Consider the following 14,625-nt stretch of genomic DNA (forward strand, 5'->3'; position numbering starts at 1 on the left):
CCGTCCGCCGCCCTCCGCTCAGCCGAGCAGGGGGATCTCTATGGCCGGGCAGCGGTTCATCACCATGTCGAGACCGGCCGCGCGGACCCGTTCGTACGCGTCCTCGTCGATCACGTCGAGCTGGAACCAGACCGCCTTCGCGCCGACCGCGACCGCCTCGTCGGCGACCCCGCCGGCGAGGTCGCTGTTGACGAAGACGTCGACCACGTCGACGGGGAACGGGATGTCCGCGAGCGACGCGTACCCCTGCTCGCCGTGCACCGTCTCCGCCTTCGGGTGCACCGGGACGATCCGCTTGCCGAAGCGCTGGAGCACCCGCGCCACGCCGTAGGCCGCACGTGAGGTGTTGTGGGAGAGGCCGACCACCGCCCAGGTGTCGCCCGTCGAGGTCAGAATCCTGCGGATGGTCTCCTGGTCTGCGTACATGATCGGTACAACGACGCGGGCCGGGCCCGGATTCCCTCCGGCGGCCGGGCGCGGGAGCGTCCGGGAGCGCGGCTAGGGTGGCGGGATGCGCGAGGGGTACCTGACCGTCGCCCGGGAGGGCGTGCACGAGACCGCGGTGAACCGCTCCCGGTTCGTCTGCACCCTCGCGCCCGCGGCCACCGAAGCCGAGGCGCAGGCCGTGCTCGCCAGGGTGCGCGCCGCGTACCCCGACGCCACGCACCACTGCTTCGCGTACGTCATCGGTGCCGACGCCGGCGTGCAGAAGTCCGGCGACGACGGCGAGCCCGGCGGCACCGCCGGGCTGCCCATGCTGCAACTGCTGCTCCGCCGCGAACTGCGCTACGTCGTCGCCGTCGTCGCCCGCTACTTCGGCGGCACCAAGCTCGGCGCCGGCGGCCTCATCCGTGCCTACGGCGGCGCGGTGGGCGCCGCCGTGGACACGCTCGGCACGGTCACGCGCCTGCGGATGCGGCTGGTCACCGTCACCGTCGACCACGGGCGGGCCGGCAAGGTGCTCGGCCACCTGCACGCCGCCGGGCGCGACGTCCGCGGCGTGGCGTACGGCGAGCGCGTCGAGATCGAGGTCGCCGTGCCCGCCGGCGAGCTGGCCGGCTTCGGCTCCTGGCTGGCCGACGCCACCGCAGGCGGCGCCGAACTCCGGCCCGGCGACGAGGTGTACGGCACCGGGTGAGACGCGCGTGACGGCACGGGTTGTCGTACCCCGCCGCTACAGTCGGGCCTCATGCGCTTCCTGCACACCTCGGACTGGCACCTGGGCCGCTCGTTCCACCGGGTGAGCCTGCTCGACGCCCAAGCCGCGTTCCTCGACCACCTCGTCGCCGTGGTGGCCGAGCGCGGGGTCGAGGCCGTGCTCGTCGCCGGGGACGTCTACGACCGCGCGGTGCCGCCGCTGGCCGCCGTGGAGCTGTTCGACCGGGCGCTGCACCGGCTCGGGGCGCTGGGCGTGCCGGTCGTCATGATCTCCGGGAACCACGACTCGGCTCGCCGGCTCGGCGTCGGCGCCGGGCTGCTGGACCGCGCGGGCGTCCATCTGCGCACCGATCCCGCCGGCGTCGGCGAGCCCGTCCTGCTGCGGGACGCCACGGGAGACGTCGCGTGCTACGGGCTGCCGTATCTCGAACCGGCGCTGGTGCGCCAGGAGTTCGCCACCCCCCGCGGCGGTCACACCGCCGTTCTCTCCGCCGCCATGGACCGGGTACGCGCCGACCTCGCCGCCCGTCCGGCAGGCACCCGCTCCGTCGTCCTCGCGCACGCCTTCGTCACCGGCGGCCACGCCTCCGACAGCGAACGGGACATCACCGTCGGCGGCGTCGCCTCCGTGCCCTCCTCGGTCTTCGCCGGCGTCGACTACGTCGCGCTGGGCCACCTGCACGGCTGCCAGACCCTGGCCGAGCGCGTGCGTTACTCGGGCTCCCCGCTCGCGTACTCCTTCTCCGAAGCCGCCCACCGCAAGTCGACCTGGCTGATCGACCTCGACGCCGCCGGCGGTGTCACCGCCGAGCGCGTCGACGCGCCCGTGCCGCGGCCGCTGGCGCGGCTGCACGGCCGGCTGGCCGACCTGCTCGCCGACCCGGCGCTCGCGCCGCACGAGGGTGCCTGGGTCGAGGCCACGCTCACCGACGCCGCCCGCCCGCACGAGCCGATGGCCCGCCTCGCGGAGCGCTTCCCGTACGTCGTCAGCCTCGCCTTCGCACCCGAGGCCGCGGACGGCACGGCCGCCGCCGCCTCGTACGCCGACCGGCTCAGGGGCCGCGACGACCGCCAGATCGCCGAGGACTTCGTGGCGCACGTCAGAACCGGCACGACCGCGACGGCGGACGAACGGGCCGTGCTGCACGCAGCGTTCGACGCCGTGCGCGCGGCCGACGCACGCGAGGAGACCGCCCGGTGAGGCTCCACCGGCTCGCCGTCGCCGCCTTCGGTCCCTTCGCCGGCACGCAGGAAGTCGACTTCGACGCCCTGTCGGGGGCCGGCATCTTCCTGCTCCAGGGCGCCACCGGCGCCGGCAAGACCTCCGTCCTCGACGCCGTCTGCTACGCGCTGTACGGCGGTGTGCCCGGCGTCCGCCAGGGCGGCAACCTGCGCAGCCACCACGCCGAACCCCACACCCCCACCGAGGTCGCGCTCGACTTCACCCTCGCCGGCCGCCGGCTGGAGGTCACCCGCAGGCCCGCCCAGCCCCGCCCCAAGCGCAACGGCACCGGTGTCACCACCGAGCGGGCCACCAGCCTGCTGCGCGAACACGACCCGGCGGCCGGCGAGTGGCGCGGCCTCAGCCGCTCGCACCAGGAGATCGGCGAGGAGATCGGCCGCCTGCTGGGCATGACCCGCGAGCAGTTCTGCCAGGTCGTGCTCCTCCCGCAGGGCGACTTCGCGCGCTTCCTGCGCGCCGACGCCGAAGCCCGCGCCAAGCTGCTGGGCCGCCTCTTCGACACCGGCCGCTTCGCCGCGGTCGAGGACCACCTCGCCGAGCTGCGCCGCCGCTCCCAGGAGGCCGTACGCGACGGCGACGAGCGGCTGCTGCACCTCGCCCAGCGCATCCGGCAGGCCGGCGGCCCGGCCACTGCCGGCGACCCGGACGGCTGGTCACCCGACGCCGCCAAGCCCGGCGAGGCGGACCTCGCCGAGGGCGTCCTCGCCTACGCCGCCGTCGGCCGCGCCACCGCCCGCGAGCTGGCGGACGCCGCCGACCTGCGGCTGCGCACCGCGGAGTCCGCCCACGCGGCGGCGGACGGCCACCTGCAGGACGTACGCGAACTCGCCCGGCTGCAGCGGCTGCACGCCGACGCCCGGCAGCGGCAGCAGGCGCTCGCCGAACGGCAGCAGGAGCGCGCGGCGCTCGGAGAGAAGCTGCGCCGTGCCCGTGATGCCGCCGCCGTGGCGCCCGCCCTGGACCTGCGCGACCAGACCGCCGCCGCGGCCCGCCACGCCGCCGCGGCCGAGGAGGCGGCCCGCGTCGCGCTCCCCGGCACCGTCGCCGGCGGCGGCCCCGAACAGCTCGCCGCGCACGAGGCCCGCACGCGGCAGGAGCTGGGCGCCCTCGACGCCGCCCGCGCCGCCGAGGCCCGCAGCGCAGAAATCGCCCGCGGACTCGCCGCGCTGGACGAGGAGTCCCGCGCCGACGAGGACGTGCTGCGCGAGGCCGCCGGCTGGCTCGACGACTGGGACGCCCTGCGCGGCGGTCTCCAGCGCCGCGTCGACGAGGCCCAGGGCGCGGCCACGCGCGCGGAGCAGCTCGCCGCCGAACACGAGGGTGCGCGCCGCCGCCTCGCCGCCGCCGAGCGCCGCGACGAGCTGGCCGGCCGGACCGACGAGGCCCGGCGCGCGCACCTCGACGCCGGCGAGCGCGCCGGGCAGGCGCATGAGGCCTGGCTGGTGCTGAAGGAGCGCCGACTCGACGGCATGGCGGCCGAGCTGGCCGGCCGGCTGGCCGACGGCGAGCCTTGCCCCGTCTGCGGCTCCGCCGCGCACCCGGCCCCCGCCACCGCCGACGGCACCCACGTCGGTGAGCGCGAGGAGAGCGAGGCCCTGGCCGCGTACCGGGCCGCCGAGCGCGTACGCGAAGAGGCCGCCCTGCGGCTCGACTCGCTGCGCCAGGCCCGCGACGCCGCCGCCGAGGCGGCGGGCGAGGAGGGCAGGGACGCGCTGGCCGCCGCCGTCGCGCAGGTGGCCGGGGAGCTGGGCCGGGCCCGGGAGCTGGCCGCCGGCGCCCTGGCCGTACGCGAGCAACTGGACCAGGCGCACGAGGAGCACGCCCGCCGGGTCCGCGGCCGGCAGCAGGCCGAGAGCCGTGCCGCCGCCCGCGCCTCCCGCGCCGACGCGCTCACCGCCGAACGGGCCGCCCGCGACGCCGAGGTGCGCGCCGCCCGCGGCGGCGCCGCCGGTGTCGAGGAGCGTGCGGCCCAACTGGCGTCGCTGGCCGACCGACTCGCCGTCGCCGCCCGCGCCGCCCGCGAGGCGGCGGCCGCCGCGGAGCGCAGCAAGGACGCCGACGCGCGCGTCGCCGACGCCGCCTACCGCGCCCGCTTCGAGACGCCTGAAGAGGCCGCCGCTGCGCTGCTCGACCCGGCCGTGCTGCGGGACGTGGAGGCGCGGCTGGAGGCGTGGCAGGCCGAGGAGGCTGCCGTCGCGGAGGCGCTGGCCGAGCCGCGCGCCGCAGCGGCTGCCGCGCGGCCGCCCGCCGCCGTCGGGGCCGCCGAGGAGGCGTTCGCCGCCGCCACCGGTCGGCTGCGTACCACCGCCACCGCCCGGGACAACGCGCGCGAGCGGTGCGACGCCCTGGCCGGACTCTCCGCGGAGGCCGCCGACCGGGTGCGCCGGCTGGCGCCGGTGCGTACGGAGCACCTCCGGGTGTCCCGGCTCGCCTCGCTCACTGCCGGCACGTCCGCGGAGAACGAGCGGAAGATGCGGCTGGAGTCGTATGTGCTGGCCGCCCGGCTCGAACAGGTCGCCGCCGCCGCGACGGCCCGGCTGGCGCGGATGTCGTCCGGCCGGTTCACGCTGGTGCACTCCGACGAGCGGGCGCACGGCCGGGGGCGCCACGGGCTCGGGCTGCACGTCGTGGACGCCTGGACCGGCACCGAGCGGGACACCGCCACGCTCTCCGGCGGCGAGTCGTTCTTCGCCTCCCTCGCCCTGGCCCTCGGCCTGTCCGACGTGGTGGCCGAGGAGGCCGGGGGCGTCCGGCTCGACACGCTCTTCATCGACGAGGGCTTCGGCAGCCTGGACGAACAGACCCTGGACGAGGTGCTGGACGTCCTCGACGCGCTGCGCGAGCGTGACCGCACGGTGGGCATCGTCAGCCACGTGCCTGAGCTGCGCCGCCGGATCCCGGCGCAGTTGGAGGTCGTCAAGGGCCGCTCGGGCTCGTATGTACGGCACCGCACGGCCGCGGACCGCTGACCGCCGCCCTGCGCCCCGTCGAGACGTACGGCCGCGACCCTCTCGGGCCGCGGCCGTAGACCGTCCTACCGTCGCCTCACAGTGCCGACAGCTCGGCCTCCAGGTCGTCCAGCCCGAGCGAGCCCTGCGACAGCGCGGCCATGTGCCACGCCTTGGCGTCGAAGTCCGCGCCGCGCGCCTTGCGCGCCGCGTCCCGGCCGCGCAGCCAGGCCCGTTCGCCGATCTTGTAGCCGATCGCCTGCCCCGGCATCGACAGGTAACGCGTCAGCTCGCTCTCCACGAAGTCCGCGGGCCGCCCGCTGTGCATCCCGAAGAACTCCTGCGCCAGCGCCGGCGTCCACCGCCCGCCGGGGTGGAAGGGGGAGTGGTCCGGGATCGGCAGCTCCAGGTGCATGCCGATGTCGACGATCACGCGCGCGGCGCGCATCATCTGCGCGTCCAGGTAGCCGAGCCGCCGCTCCGCGTCGGTGAGGAACCCCAGCTCGTCCATCAGCCGCTCCGCGTACAGCGCCCAGCCCTCGCAGTTGGCGCTGACCCAGCCGAGCGTCGACTGGTAGCGGGAGAGCTGGTCCTTGACGTACACCCACTGCGCGAGCTGCAGATGGTGTCCGGGGACGCCCTCGTGGTACCAGGTGGAGACCAGGTCGTAGACCGGGAAGCGGGTCTCGCCCATCGTCGGCAGCCAGGTGCGCCCGGGGCGGGAGAAGTCCTCGGCGGGCGGGGTGTAGTACGGCGCGGCGGCGCCGCCGGGCGGGGCGATCCTGGACTCCACCCGGCGCACCGGCCCGGCCAGGTCGAAGTGCGTGCCGTCGAGGGCCTCGATGGCCTCGTCCATGATGCCCTGCAGCCAGTCGCGGACGGCGTCCTCGCCCTCGATGTGGGCGCCGTGCTCGTCGAGGTGCTTCAGCGCCTCCCAGGGGGTGGCGGCGCCGGGCAGGATCTTCGCGGCCTCGGTCTTCATCTCGCCGAGCAGCCGGTGGTATTCCGACCAGCCGTACGCGTACGACTCGTCCAGGTCGAGGTCCGCGCCGTTGAAGAAGCGCGACCAGCGGGCGTAGCGCTCGCGCCCGACGACGTCGGGCGAGCCGGCCACGGCGGGCGCGTACACGTCGCGCATCCAGTCGCGCAGCGCGCCCACGGCGGCGGTGGCCTCGCCGGCGGCCGCGTCCAGCTCCCCGCGCAGCGACTCGGGCCCGGCGGCGGTGAGGTCGCCGAACCAGCCGCGTCCGTCACCCGCCCACTCGGTGAGCTGGCCGACGAACGTCCCGGTCGCCCGCGGCCCGCCGAGCAGGCCCTTGTGCACGCCCTCGGCCAGCGACCTCCGGTAGCCGTCGAGCGCCGCCGGGACCGCCCGCAGCCGGGCGGCGATGTCCGACCAGTCGTCCTCGCTCGCGGTCGGCATCAGCGTGAAGCACTCGCGCGTCAGGTGTACGGGGGAGTGGATGTTGCTGACGGCCCGCAGGCCCTCGTCGGCGTCGTGGACGGCGAGTTCCGCGCTCAGCCGCTCCCGCAGCAGCCGCCCGCAGCGCCGCTCCGCGTCGCTGTCCGCGCCGGGCTGCCGCTCGGCCTCATCGAGGGCCGCAAGGGTGGCGCGGCCCAGCTCGGCAACGGCCTGTTGGCCGTCGGGGGAGAAGTCGGGGAGAGCCCGGGAGCTCTCCGGCACGCCGAGCATCGTGCCGCTGATGGGGTCGAGGTCGATCAGGTCGTCGACATAGGCGTCCGCCACCTGCCGGGGCATTCGCTGGTTCGTGGAGTCGGGCATGCGGGTCATCCTCGTACACGGGGGCGGGCGCCGTCATCACCCACACGACCGCGTGCGTTACGGGGGCAGCAGCGGCCCGCACTCCCAGTGCTGGAAGACCAGCCGGGTCTCCACCCGGGCCACCTCGCGGCGCGAGGTGAACTCGTCCAGCACCAGCCGCTGCAGGTCCGCGGCGTCGCGTACGGCGACGTGCAGGAGGTAGTCGTCGGGGCCGGTGAGGTGGAACAGCGCGCGGGACTCGGGCAGCGAGCGGACCCGCTCGACGAATGGTCCGATCAGGTCGCGGCGGTGCGGGCGCACCTGCACCGACAGCAGCGCCTCCAGACCGCGCCCGAGCCGCGCGGGGTCGATCGCGAGCCGGTGGCCGGTGATCACGCCGGCGCGGCGCAGCCGGGCCACGCGGTCCAGGCAGGTGGAGGGCGCGACGCCCACGGCGGCGGCCAGATCGCGGTTGGTGGTCCGGGCGTCGTTCTGCAGCACCCGCAGAATCTCCAGGTCCACCGGATCGAGTGCGGGTGAATCGGGCATCGGCCGAACGTAGCACGGGTGCCAGCGCCGTCGGCCCGTACGAGCTTCAGCATCGGGGCATGGAGACCCCGACGCGTTCACTCGCCACCGAGGCCGTGCACGCCGGGCGCGAAGACCTCGCCGCCCTCGGCCTGCACGCCGCACCGCTCGACCTGTCCACGACCTACCCGTCCCCGGACAGCAGGGGCGAGGCCGCCCGTATCGACGAGTTCGCCGCCACCGGCGCCCCGCTCGAAGGACCGCAGGTCTACGGCCGGCTCGGCAACCCCACCGTCGCCCGCTTCGAACAGGCCCTGGCCCGGCTGGAAGGCACCGAGTCGGCCGTCGCGTTCGCCAGCGGCATGGCCGCGCTCAGCGCCTGTCTGCTGGTACGCGGCAGCCTCGGCCTGCGGCACGTCGTCGCCGTCCGGCCGCTCTACGGATGCAGCGACCACCTGCTCGACAGCGGGCTGCTCGGCACCGAGGTGACCTGGACCGACCCGGCGGGCGTCGCCGACGCCCTCCGCCCGGACACCGGCCTGGTGCTGGTCGAGACCCCCGCGAACCCCACGCTCGCCGAGACGGACCTCCGGGCGGTCGCGTACTCCTGCGGCTCGGTCCCGCTGCTCGTCGACAACACCTTCGCCACCCCCGTGCTGCAACGGCCCGCCGAGCACGGCGCCCGGCTCGTGCTGCACAGCGCCACCAAGTACCTCGGCGGCCACGGCGACGTGATGGGCGGCGTCATCGCCTGCGACGAGGAACTGGCCGGCGCGCTGCGCCGGATCCGCTTCGCCACCGGCGGCGTGCTCCACCCCCTCGCCGGCTATCTGCTGCTGCGCGGCCTGTCGACTCTTCCGGTACGGGTACGGGCCCAGTCCGGGACCGCCGCGGAACTGGCCCGCCGGCTCGCCGGCCACCCGGCGGTGACCCGGGTGCGCTACCCGCGGCTCGGCGGCGCGATGGTCGCCTTCGAGGTGCGCGGCGCCCCGCACGCGGTCATCGCCGCCGTGCGGCTGATCACCCCGGCGGTGAGCCTCGGCAGCGTCGACACCCTCATTCAGCACCCGGGTTCGATCAGCCACCGCATCGTCGACCCCGCCGACCGCCGCTCGGGCGGCATCGGCGACCGGCTGCTGCGGATGTCGGTCGGGCTGGAGGACGTGGACGACCTGTGGGCCGACCTGAGCGCGGCGCTCGACGCGGCCGGGGACTCGGACTCCACCGCAGCGCCGGGCCGCACCGCCGTCAGCGCGGCCCGGGAGGACCCGCCGCGGGGATGAGCCGCTCGTCCAGGTGCGCGGTGACGACGAGCGTGGCGCCGTCCACCTGGTACTCCAGCGGTACGCCCGTCTTGCGTACGGTGGCGGCCATGGCGGCGTCCAGCGACCGCGTCACCACGTACACGCTGCCGTAGCCCATGTCCGCGGCCGTCGTCAGCAGCCGCCGCAGCAGGTCCGTGCCGAGGCCGCGGCGCTGCCAGGCGTCCTCGACGAGCAGCGCCACCTCGGCCTCGTCGTCGTCCCACAGCAGGTGTCCGAGGGCCACCAGCCGGCCGCCGGCCGTCTGGACCGCCAGCGTCCGGCCGAAGTGCGGGCTCAGCAGGTGCCGCAGATAGCCGTCGGCCTCGTCGGGCGGGCCCTGGTAGCGCATGGCCAGCGTCCGCCGGGAGCAGCGCCGGTGCAGCGCCAGCGCGGCGTCGTGGTCCGCGGGCCCGGCCTCGCGGACCGTGAGCGGGCTGGCGGCCCGCGGCCCCGTCGCGTCCCGGCGGCGCGGCGGGCGCGCCCCCGGGCGGCAGTCCGTCGTGGGGTGGGGCCGGGCACCCGTCCGGAGGACGGCGGCGATCGTGTACGGACCGGGCGCCGTGGACGCGCGCCGCGGGCCCTGCCCCCTCGGTGCGGTGTGATCGGCCATGAACTCCAGCTTTCCGGACGGGTATTGCGTGATCAAGAACGAGCTGTGACCGGATGGTAAAGGGTGAATCGGACCTATGAGAGCGGTTTTCAGCCGACGTTCGCGAGCCGCCGCAGCACCCGGCCGCAGCGCCGCGCGTACCCGCGCTGGAAGACGCCGAGGAGCGGTCCCATGGTTGCCACCCACCGCGCGGCCGGGCGGCTGTACGCCGTGACGGTCAGCCAGACGGCGCCGTCGTCCGCCCACTCCACGACGAACGCCTCCTCACCCGTCTCCGGGTGCCCCGGCAGCGTCCCGTACCCGAAGCCGCCGCGCCGCTCGCCCTGTTCCGCCCACACCACGCGGCAGGGCGCGAGGATACGCAGCGGGCGCCGTCCGAGGCCGACGACGAGCCGCACGCCGGGCGCGGCGCGCGGCCCCTCCGCGTCGACGGTGACGCCGACCGCCCGGTGCATCCGGAACGTCAGCACCGCCTCGGTCGCCGCCCGGTAGGCCGCCGGGCCCGACCCTATGCGGGTGCGTACCGCGAAGGAGTCGAAGCCCGCGGGGCTGCGGCCCTCGCGAGTGGCGCCGACCGGGGCGTACGTGAGGTCCTCCACGCCCCGCAGCGTACGCGCCGTCCGGCGCCGCGCCGCCGCGGGGCGTGGCCGCTTCGGCTACTGCCCGACGAGCCCCGGCTGCAGCACCTTCGTGAACAGCACCGCGCCGCCCTCCTCGCGCAGCCGTACCGTCAGCTCGCGGCTGCCGCCGTCGATCTGCACCTCGCCGTAGAACTGGAAGCCCTGGCTCGGCGCCACGTTGCCCGTCTGCGGCGCCTTGAGGAACACCCGCTCAGGACCGAACGTGCCGTCCAGCGCGCTGCCCGGGAACGCGCCCGCGTGCAGCGGCCCGGTGACGAACTCCCAGAACGGCGCGAAGTCCTTGAACCCCGCCCGCGCCGGGTCGTAGTGCTGCGCGGACGTGTGGTGCACGTCCGCGGTCAGCCACACGGTGCCGGTGATCCGCCGCTGCTTGATGTGCCGCAGCAGCTCGGCGATCTGCAGCTCGCGCCCCAGCGGGGCGCCCGGGTCGCCCTGCGCGACGGCCTCGACGTTCGTGCCGTCCGGCACGACCAGCCCCAGGGGCATGTCGGAGGCGATGACCTTCCACTCCGCGCGGGAGCGCTGCAGCTCCCGCTTCAGCCAGGCCAGTTGCTCGCGCCCGAGGATGCCGTGGACGTCGTCGGGGGCGCGCCCGTCGGAGTTGGCGTTGCGGTACGTGCGCATGTCCAGCACGAAGACGTCGAGCAGCGGGCCGTAGGAGACCCTGCGGTAGATCCGGCCGGCGCCGTCGGCGCCCAGCGCCGGCACCGGGAAGTACTCGGCGAACGCGCGCCGGGCGCGGGCCGCGAGCACGTCGGCGCGGCGCTCCGTGTAGCGCTCGTCGGTCAGGATCTCGCCCGGGTACCAGTTGTTGACGACCTCGTGGTCGTCCCACTGCACCACGATCGGCACCTGCGCGTTGAAGCGGCGCACGTTCTCGTCGAGCAGGTTGTAGCGGAAGTTGCCGCGGTACTCGGCAAGCGTCTCGGCGACCTTGGACTTCTCCTCGGTGACCAGATTGCGCCACACCGTGCCGTCGGGCAGCGGGACTTCGGCGCTCAGCGGTCCGTCGGCGTATACGGTGTCGCCGCTGTGCAGGAAGAAGTCGGGATCGAGCCGCTGCATCTCGGAGTACACCCGGTAGCCGCCGCGGTCGGGGTTGATGCCCCAGCCCTGGCCGGCGACGTCGCCGGACCAGACGAAGCGCACGTCCTGGCGGCGCCCCGGTGCCGTACGGAACGTGCCCGCGACCGGCTCACCGGAGCGACGCGGGTCGTCCGCGTCCTCCAGCACCACCCGGTAGTGCACCTGCTCCCCGGGCGGCAGGCCGTGCAGCCGTACGGTGCCGGTGTAGTCGGTGCCCGGGCCCAGCAGCGGGCCGCGGCGGCGGTGCACCTTGCGGAACGAGTCGGTCGCGGAGGTCTCCACGACCATCCGCGCCGGGCGGTCGGCGCGTACCCACACCGTGCCGCCCTGGGGTGTCACCTCGCCCACCTGGACGCCCCACGCGGCCCCCGGCCGGCCCGCGAGCGCCTGCGCGGGCGCGCCGCCGGACAGCGCGGGCACCGCCAGCGCGGCGGAGGCCGCGAGGCCCCCGCGCAGCACCGACCGGCGCGCGGGGCCGCCGCTCGCTCTCTCTCCCGTGTTCACCTGGTCTCCCGTCGACGTGCGGATCTCGTGCGCCGTCAGACCTACCGGCGTGTGTTGCCCATGGCACGAACGACAAGTGAACAACTGCCCCCGCACCGGGGGAAGTGCGCCGCGCGAGCGGACATCCGGGAGCGGCCGGATTGGACAGGCGGGTGTCTCGTCAGGTGATATGGAGAGGTGGCATACGGCACCGGTCTCGACGTCTTCGAGGAGCACCGATCCGTCCTGATGGGCGTGGCGTACCGCATGCTCGGCGGCTTCGCCGACGCCGAGGACGTGATGCAGGACACCTGGCTGCGCTGGTCTGCCGCGGACCGCGCAAAGGTCCGCGACCCGCGCGGCTATCTCGTGCGCATCGTCACCCGCCTCTCCCTCGACCGGCTGCGCCAGACGCAGGCGCGGCGCGAGGCGTACGTCGGCTCCTGGCTCCCGGAGCCGCTGGCCACCGACCTCCTCGGTGACACGCCGCCGGACGGCTCGGAGCGGGCGCTGCTCGCCGAGTCGGTGACGCTGGCGATGCTCGTGGTCATGGAGTCGCTGTCGCCGCTGGAGCGGGCCGTCTTCGTGCTCCGGGAGGCCTTCGGTTTCCCGTACGCGGAGATCGGCGCGATGCTCGACCGCTCCGAGGAGGCCGTGCGCCAGCTCGCCGGCCGCGCCCGCCGGCACGTCATGCAGCGCAAGCCGCGCTACGACGTGGACACCGCCGCGCAGCGCGACATCACCGAACGGTTCCTCGAAGCCGCCGCCGGCGGCGACCTGGAAGGGCTGATGGCGCTGCTGGCCCCGGACGTGGACGTGATCTCGGACGCCGGCGGCAAGGCGAAGGCGCCCCGCCGCGTCATCGAGGGTGCCGACAAGACGGCCCGCATTTTCCTCGGCAGGGCGGGCGGCATCCACGAAGTGCCGGAGCCGGAGCTGGTGTTCCGCGAGATCAACGGCCAGCCCGGGCTGCTGCTCCTGTCGAAGGGCGAGCCGGACACGGTCATGGTGCCGCAGCTCCGGGACGGCCTGATCGCCCGCATCTTCGTCATCCGCAACCCGGACAAGCTCCGCGGCGTCCGCGTCTAGCGGGCCTGCCGCGGAGCACGCGGCCGGCGCCTAGAGTCCGCCGGAGACCCGCAGCACCGCGCCCGTGGTGTACGACGCCTCCTCGGACAGCAGCCACGCCACCGCGCCGGCGATCTCCTCCGGCTCCCCGGGCCGGCGCATCGGCACCCGCTCCGGGTTGCGCCAGGGCCGCTCGGGGTCGCCCATCGCCGCGTGCATGTCGGTGACGGTCATCCCGGGCTGCACGGAGTTGACCCGCACGCCCTCGGGCCCCAGCTCCTTGGCCAGGCCGAGGGTCATGGTGTCCACGGCGGCCTTGCTCGCCGCGTAGTGCACGTACTCGCCGGGGCTGCCGAGGGTGGCCGCGCCGGAGGAGATGGTGACGATCGCGCCGCCGTCGCCCCCGTGCCGGGTGGACATCTCGCGCACCGCGCGCCGGGTGCAGATGAACGTGCCCATCACATTGACGTCCAGCACCCGGCGCATCACGTCGAGGGACGTCTCGTCGAACCGGCCCAGCGGCCCGGTGACCCCGGCGTTGTTCACCAGCCCCGTGACCGGCCCCAGGCGCTCGCGGGCGGTGTCGAACAGCGCGTCGACCTGCGCGGCGTCGCTGACGTCGGCCCGTACGGCCACACACGCCACCCCCTCGGCCCGCGCCTCCGCCGCCACCCCCTCCGCGGCGGCCTCCGCCCGCTCGTACGCGAGCACCACGCCGTGACCGGCACGGGCCAGTCTCCGCACGATCGCCGCGCCGATGCCGCGGCTGCCCCCCGTGACCACCGTGACCTGGTCCATTGCTGCCTTTCCGCCGTCGTCGGATCGCCGGACGGACCGTACCCCAGGGGCATTGGTCTTGACCAAGTCCGGGTGGCGTCCTACTGTCGGCGAGAGATACTGCAACAACCTTTCATAAACAACCGCGCATAAAGGCGGCCAGGCCGACGGGGATTGCGAGGATCAGGTGGGGACCACGCAGCCGGACACGGTGACGGAGCTGAAGTACTGGCATCTCAAGGGTGTGATCAGCGAGGCGCTGGAGTCGGAGTTCTCGGTAGGGGAGATCCTGCCCAACGAGCGCGAGCTGGCGGCCCGCTTCGGCGTCGCCCGCGCGACCCTGCGGCAGGCGCTCGACCAGTTGGAGCTGGAGGGCCGGCTGCAGCGCAGGCGGGGCGTCGGGACGACCGTCGCGCCGCCGCGCGTCGGCGTGCCGGTGGGCTCCCCGCGCGAGATGTGGCCGGGCGAGGCCGACGACGGCTGGGAGGCCGTCGACGCCGCCGCGGTCGCGGCGCCCGCGGCCGTCGCGCGCATGCTCGGCACCGACGCGACGGAGCCGGTGCACCGCGTGCACCGCTCCCGCAGCCGCAACGGGCAGCCGGTCGCGGCCGAGCTGATCTACGTGCCCGGCGTCTCCGCGCCCGGCTTCAGCCGCGGCGACTCCTCCGTCGGCGCCGCCCGCGCCCGCGCCGTGCTGCACGAGCTGCACCGGCTGCCGCTGGAGGGCCAGGACCGCACCGTCGAGCTGGGCTCGGCGCGCGCGGAGGACGCCCGCGAGCTGGACCGGCTGCCGGGCGCCCCGGTGCTGGTGGTCACCACGCGCTACGTCTCCCGGGGGCGCACCGCCGCCGTCGCGGTCTCGACGTACCGCGCGGACACCTGCCGGCTCACCCTCGATGCGGACGCGGCGGTGCTGGCGAGCTGAGCCGCCACCCGGCTCGTACGAACCGGGCGGGAGACCCCGCGCGGAGCAGGAAGCCGCAGACGGAAGGCCGGGCCGGGAGCGCACACCCCGCC

General features: G+C 75.5%; 12 protein-coding genes and 1 pseudogene. 6 read left to right on the forward strand and 7 right to left on the reverse strand.

Annotated elements, in window-relative coordinates; all coding sequences use genetic code 11:
• Window positions 1-18: 18 nt before the first annotated feature.
• Window positions 19-426, reverse strand: a complete 408-nt coding sequence (locus tag ABGA99_RS04690) for a CoA-binding protein (RefSeq protein ID WP_347579228.1) — start codon at window positions 424-426, stop codon at window positions 19-21.
• Window positions 427-511: 85 nt separating this feature from the next.
• Here ABGA99_RS04690 and ABGA99_RS04695 point away from each other — a divergent pair, with 85 nt between their 5' ends.
• From ABGA99_RS04695 to ABGA99_RS04705, 3 genes are read left to right on the forward strand one after another with little or no spacing between them, the layout of a single operon-like run.
• Window positions 512-1,138 (forward strand): YigZ family protein, encoded by a 627-nt coding sequence (locus ABGA99_RS04695; RefSeq protein WP_347579229.1) that lies wholly within the window; start codon window positions 512-514, stop codon window positions 1,136-1,138.
• A 51-nt stretch (window positions 1,139-1,189) separates the two neighbouring features.
• Window positions 1,190-2,359, forward strand: coding sequence for an exonuclease SbcCD subunit D (locus ABGA99_RS04700; protein ID WP_347579230.1), 1,170 nt, complete (start codon window positions 1,190-1,192; stop codon window positions 2,357-2,359).
• Entirely contained in the window at window positions 2,356-5,370 is a 3,015-nt protein-coding gene (locus tag ABGA99_RS04705; RefSeq protein WP_347582184.1) for an SMC family ATPase, read from the forward strand. The genes ABGA99_RS04700 and ABGA99_RS04705 overlap by 4 nt, the downstream gene beginning before the upstream one ends.
• Before the next feature lie 76 nt (window positions 5,371-5,446).
• On the opposite strand, the gene ABGA99_RS04710 is transcribed toward ABGA99_RS04705, so the two are convergent.
• Both ABGA99_RS04710 and ABGA99_RS04715 read right to left on the reverse strand, forming a co-directional pair.
• A complete protein-coding gene (locus ABGA99_RS04710) occupies window positions 5,447-7,132 on the reverse strand; it encodes a DUF885 domain-containing protein (protein WP_347579232.1) in 1,686 nt (561 codons plus the stop codon).
• Between the two features lie 57 nt (window positions 7,133-7,189).
• Window positions 7,190-7,660: an Lrp/AsnC family transcriptional regulator gene (locus ABGA99_RS04715; RefSeq protein ID WP_101425947.1), complete on the reverse strand. Its 471-nt coding sequence runs from the start codon at window positions 7,658-7,660 to the stop codon at window positions 7,190-7,192.
• A 59-nt stretch (window positions 7,661-7,719) separates the two neighbouring features.
• Between ABGA99_RS04715 and ABGA99_RS04720 the strand changes: the two genes are divergently transcribed.
• Window positions 7,720-8,922, forward strand: coding sequence for a PLP-dependent transferase (locus tag ABGA99_RS04720; RefSeq protein ID WP_347582185.1), 1,203 nt, complete (start codon window positions 7,720-7,722; stop codon window positions 8,920-8,922).
• On the opposite strand, the pseudogene ABGA99_RS04725 reads toward ABGA99_RS04720, so the two are convergent.
• The 3 genes and pseudogenes from ABGA99_RS04725 to ABGA99_RS04735 form a co-directional block, all read right to left on the reverse strand.
• A pseudogene (locus tag ABGA99_RS04725) lies at window positions 8,888-9,379 on the reverse strand (GNAT family N-acetyltransferase); the annotation flags it as partial. The gene ABGA99_RS04720 and the pseudogene ABGA99_RS04725 overlap by 35 nt on opposite strands.
• 263 nt (window positions 9,380-9,642) lie before the next feature.
• A complete protein-coding gene (locus ABGA99_RS04730) occupies window positions 9,643-10,152 on the reverse strand; it encodes a DUF1990 domain-containing protein (RefSeq protein ID WP_347579234.1) in 510 nt (169 codons plus the stop codon).
• A 57-nt stretch (window positions 10,153-10,209) separates the two neighbouring features.
• A complete protein-coding gene (locus tag ABGA99_RS04735; RefSeq protein WP_347579294.1) occupies window positions 10,210-11,739 on the reverse strand; it encodes an alkaline phosphatase D family protein in 1,530 nt (509 codons plus the stop codon).
• 222 nt (window positions 11,740-11,961) lie between these two features.
• Here ABGA99_RS04735 and sigJ point away from each other — a divergent pair, with 222 nt between their 5' ends.
• Window positions 11,962-12,852, forward strand: coding sequence for an RNA polymerase sigma factor SigJ (gene sigJ, locus ABGA99_RS04740; protein ID WP_347579235.1), 891 nt, complete (start codon window positions 11,962-11,964; stop codon window positions 12,850-12,852).
• A gap of 30 nt (window positions 12,853-12,882) precedes the next feature.
• Here sigJ and ABGA99_RS04745 read toward each other — a convergent pair whose 3' ends face one another.
• Window positions 12,883-13,629 carry an SDR family oxidoreductase gene (locus ABGA99_RS04745; protein ID WP_347579236.1) on the reverse strand — a complete coding sequence of 249 codons (747 nt, stop codon included), beginning with the start codon at window positions 13,627-13,629 and terminating at the stop codon, window positions 12,883-12,885.
• A 166-nt stretch (window positions 13,630-13,795) separates the two neighbouring features.
• Between ABGA99_RS04745 and ABGA99_RS04750 the strand changes: the two genes are divergently transcribed.
• The gene (locus tag ABGA99_RS04750; protein WP_125933514.1) at window positions 13,796-14,533 is read left to right on the forward strand and encodes a GntR family transcriptional regulator; all 738 of its coding nucleotides are present in this window, start codon (window positions 13,796-13,798) and stop codon (window positions 14,531-14,533) included.
• Window positions 14,534-14,625 lie beyond the last annotated feature (92 nt).

The organism is Streptomyces sp. B5E4 (genome assembly GCF_039871555.1).
Taxonomy (GTDB): Bacteria; Actinomycetota; Actinomycetes; order Streptomycetales; family Streptomycetaceae; genus Streptomyces.

What these genes read in the sequence shown, in the direction of transcription:
- ABGA99_RS04690 (WP_347579228.1), bottom strand. Translation starts at nt 426, where the DNA reads ATGTACGCAGACCAGGAGACCATCCGCAGGATTCTGACCTCGACGGGC.
- ABGA99_RS04715 (WP_101425947.1), bottom strand. Translation starts at nt 7,660, where the DNA reads ATGCCCGATTCACCCGCACTCGATCCGGTGGACCTGGAGATTCTGCGG.
- ABGA99_RS04700 (WP_347579230.1), top strand. Translation starts at nt 1,190, where the DNA reads ATGCGCTTCCTGCACACCTCGGACTGGCACCTGGGCCGCTCGTTCCAC.
- ABGA99_RS04710 (WP_347579232.1), bottom strand. Translation starts at nt 7,132, where the DNA reads ATGCCCGACTCCACGAACCAGCGAATGCCCCGGCAGGTGGCGGACGCC.
- ABGA99_RS04695 (WP_347579229.1), top strand. Translation starts at nt 512, where the DNA reads ATGCGCGAGGGGTACCTGACCGTCGCCCGGGAGGGCGTGCACGAGACC.
- ABGA99_RS04720 (WP_347582185.1), top strand. Translation starts at nt 7,720, where the DNA reads ATGGAGACCCCGACGCGTTCACTCGCCACCGAGGCCGTGCACGCCGGG.
- ABGA99_RS04745 (WP_347579236.1), bottom strand. Translation starts at nt 13,629, where the DNA reads ATGGACCAGGTCACGGTGGTCACGGGGGGCAGCCGCGGCATCGGCGCG.